General features: G+C 45.1%; 2 rRNA genes. Both read left to right on the top strand.

The annotated features are described in order from the left end of the window. The first annotated feature begins 58 nt into the window (after positions 1–58). Positions 59–1,563, top strand: a 16S ribosomal RNA gene (locus Q349_RS01835). Between the two features lie 265 nt (positions 1,564–1,828). Further along, positions 1,829–3,301: ribosomal RNA gene (locus Q349_RS01830) — 23S ribosomal RNA — on the top strand; the annotation flags it as partial.

Below are 3,301 nucleotides of genomic sequence, written 5' to 3'. Positions count from 1 at the left end.
GAAAAAAGCAAACAAGTTCTTTGAAAACTAGATATACACAAAATACATGACAGTCAATTTTTTCGAGAGTTTGATCCTGGCTCAGGATGAACGCTGGCTGTGTGCCTAATACATGCATGTCGAGCGAAGTTCTTCGGAACTTAGCGGCGAATGGGTGAGTAACACGTACTTAACGTGCCCCTTAGATTGGAATAACGCTGAGAAATTAGCGCTAATGCCGGATACTTATTAAGTTCGCATGAACTTAATATAAAAGGAGCGTTTGCTTCACTAAGGGATCGGGGTGCGGAACATTAGCTAGTTGGTAAGGTAATGGCTTACCAAGGCGATGATGTTTAGCGGAGTTGAGAGACTGATCCGCCACACTGGGACTGAGATACGGCCCAGACTCCTACGGGAGGCAGCAGTAGGGAATTTTCCACAATGAGCGAAAGCTTGATGGAGCGACACAGCGTGTGCGATGACGGCCTTCGGGTTGTAAAGCACTGTTATAAGGGAAGAAAAAGCAGTAGAGGAAATGCTATTGCCTTGACGGTACCTTGTCAGAAAGCAACGGCTAACTATGTGCCAGCAGCCGCGGTAATACATAGGTTGCAAGCGTTATCCGGAATTATTGGGCGTAAAGCGTCTGTAGGTTGTTTGTTAAGTCTGACGTCAAAACTTGGGGCTCAACCCCAAATCGCGTTGGATACTGGCAAGCTAGAGTTGTTTAGAGGTTAATGGAATTCCTTGTGAAGCGGTGGAATGCGTAGATATAAGGAAGAACACCAACATGGCGAAGGCAATTAACTGGGAACACACTGACACTGAGAGACGAAAGCGTGGGGAGCAAACAGGATTAGATACCCTGGTAGTCCACGCTGTAAACGATGATGATTAGTTGATGGTGACCATCGACGCAGCTAACGCATTAAATCATCCGCCTGAGTAGTATGCTCGCAAGAGTGAAACTTAAAGGAATTGACGGGGATCCGCACAAGCGGTGGAGCATGTGGTTTAATTTGAAGATACGCGTAGAACCTTACCCACTCTTGACATCTTCTGCAAAGCTATAGAGATATAGTGGAGGTTAACAGAATGACAGATGGTGCATGGTTGTCGTCAGCTCGTGTCGTGAGATGTTCGGTTAAGTCCTGCAACGAGCGCAACCCCTATCCTTAGTTAAATGTTCTAGGGAGACTGCCTGGGTAACTGGGAGGAAGGTGGGGATGACGTCAAATCATCATGCCTCTTACGAGTGGGGCAACACACGTGCTACAATGGATGGTACAAAGAGAAGCAATACGGCGACGTGGAGCAAATCTCAAAAAACCATTCTCAGTTCGGATTGTAGTCTGCAACTCGACTACATGAAGTCGGAATCGCTAGTAATCGTAGATCAGCTACGCTACGGTGAATACGTTCTCGGGTCTTGTACACACCGCCCGTCAAACCACGGGAGCTGGTAATACCCGAAGTCGGTTTAGTTAACTACGGAAACGACCGCCTAAGGTAGGACTGGTGACTGGGGTTAAGTCGTAACAAGGTATCCCTACGAGAACGTGGGGATGGATTACCTCCTTTCTAACGGAGTACATTATTAACTTACATTTTTAGACTATTTATTTTATATTTTAAGTCATGTACATTGTAATAGTCCAATGGTATATCTAGTTTTGAGAGAACTTCTCTCAAATGTTCTTTGAAAACTGAATAGTAAAGATATTATTAATATAACAACGACATCAAAAAAACAAGTCAATTTGTTTTGTTGAACCGAGTTAAATTATTGCAAAAATAATTTATTAAAATGTCTTTGAATACATCAACAATAGGAAAATAACATAACTTTTAAATAAGTAAGAGTTTGTGGTGGATGCCTTGGGTCTGGAAGTCGATGAAGGACGTGATTACCTGCGATAAGCCTCGTGGAGCTGGATATACGCTACGATACGGGGATGTCCGAATGGGGAAACCTAACTAGAGTAATGTCTAGTTGCTTTGTAATGAATCCATAGTTACATAGACGAGAGACGTTGTGAACTGAAACATCTTAGTAGCAACAGGAAAAGAAAATAAACAATGATTCCATCAGTAGCGGCGAGCGAACGTGGAAGAGCCCAAACCAACACATGTTGGGGTTGTAGGACTATCTACATGAAGTTACAAAATTTTGTTATAGTAGAATTTGCTGGGAAGCAAAAGCATAGAAGGTGATACTCCTGTATACGAAATAACAAAATCTTCTGATAGTATCCTGAGTAGGGCGGGGCACGTGAAACCCTGTCTGAATCTGCCGGGACCATCCGGTAAGGCTAAATACTAACCAGACACCGATAGTGAACTAGTACCGTGAGGGAAAGGTGAAAAGAACCCCGGGAGGGGAGTGAAATAGATTCTGAAACCACTTACTTACAAGTAGTCAGAGCCCGTTAATGGGTGATGGCGTACATCTTGCAGTATGGACCGGCGAGTTATGTTAACATGCGAGGTTAAGTGGAAAAAAGCGGAGCCGTAGAGAAATCGAGTCTGAATAGGGCGTTTAGTATGTTGACATATACCCGAAACCATGTGATCTATTCATGAGCAGGCTGAAGCTTGGTTAACCCCAAGTGGAGGGCCGAACCGTAGTACGCTGAAAAGTGCCCGGATGACTTGTGAATAGCGGAGAAATTCCAATCGAACTTGGAGATAGCTGGTTCTCCTCGAAATAGCTTTAGGGCTAGCGTGTGATGTTAAACTTTGGTGGTAGAGCACTGAATATGGAATGGCCGCGCCTAGCGGTACTGACTATAATCAAACTCCGAATACCATTGTGTATTGTCATGCAGTCGGAACCGGGGTGCTAACGTCCCGGCTCGCGAGGGCAACAACCCAGATCGTCGGCTAAGGTCCCAAAATTGTGTTAAGTCAGAAAGGTTGTGGGGTTTCATAAACAACTAGGAGGTTGGCTTAGAAGCAGCCATCCTTTAAAGAGTGCGTAATAGCTCACTAGTCAAGAGACCCTGCGCCAATAATGTAACGGGAGTAAACACAATACCGAAGCCACGGGTACGAAAGTACGTTAGAGGAGCGTTCTAAGGGCAATGAAGTCAGACCGTGAGGACTGGTGGAGCGCTTAGAAGTGAGAATGCCGGTATGAGTAACGATTCGTGGTGAGAATCCACGACGCCTATTGGGAAAGGTTTCCTGGGCAAGGTTCGTCCACCCAGGGTTAGTCAGGACCTAAGGAGAGGCTGAAAAGCGTATCCGATGGACAACGGGTTAATATTCCCGTACTATCTATGACTGTGATGGAGTGACGGAGAAGGATAGCACTACC

The sequence above is a fragment of the Mycoplasmopsis sturni DSM 22021 genome (assembly GCF_000701485.1).
Lineage (GTDB): Bacteria > Bacillota_I > Bacilli_A > Mycoplasmatales > Metamycoplasmataceae > Mycoplasmopsis > Mycoplasmopsis sturni.
Note: the sequence above shows the minus strand (reverse complement) of the source record. Positions and strands in the feature narration are given on the sequence as shown.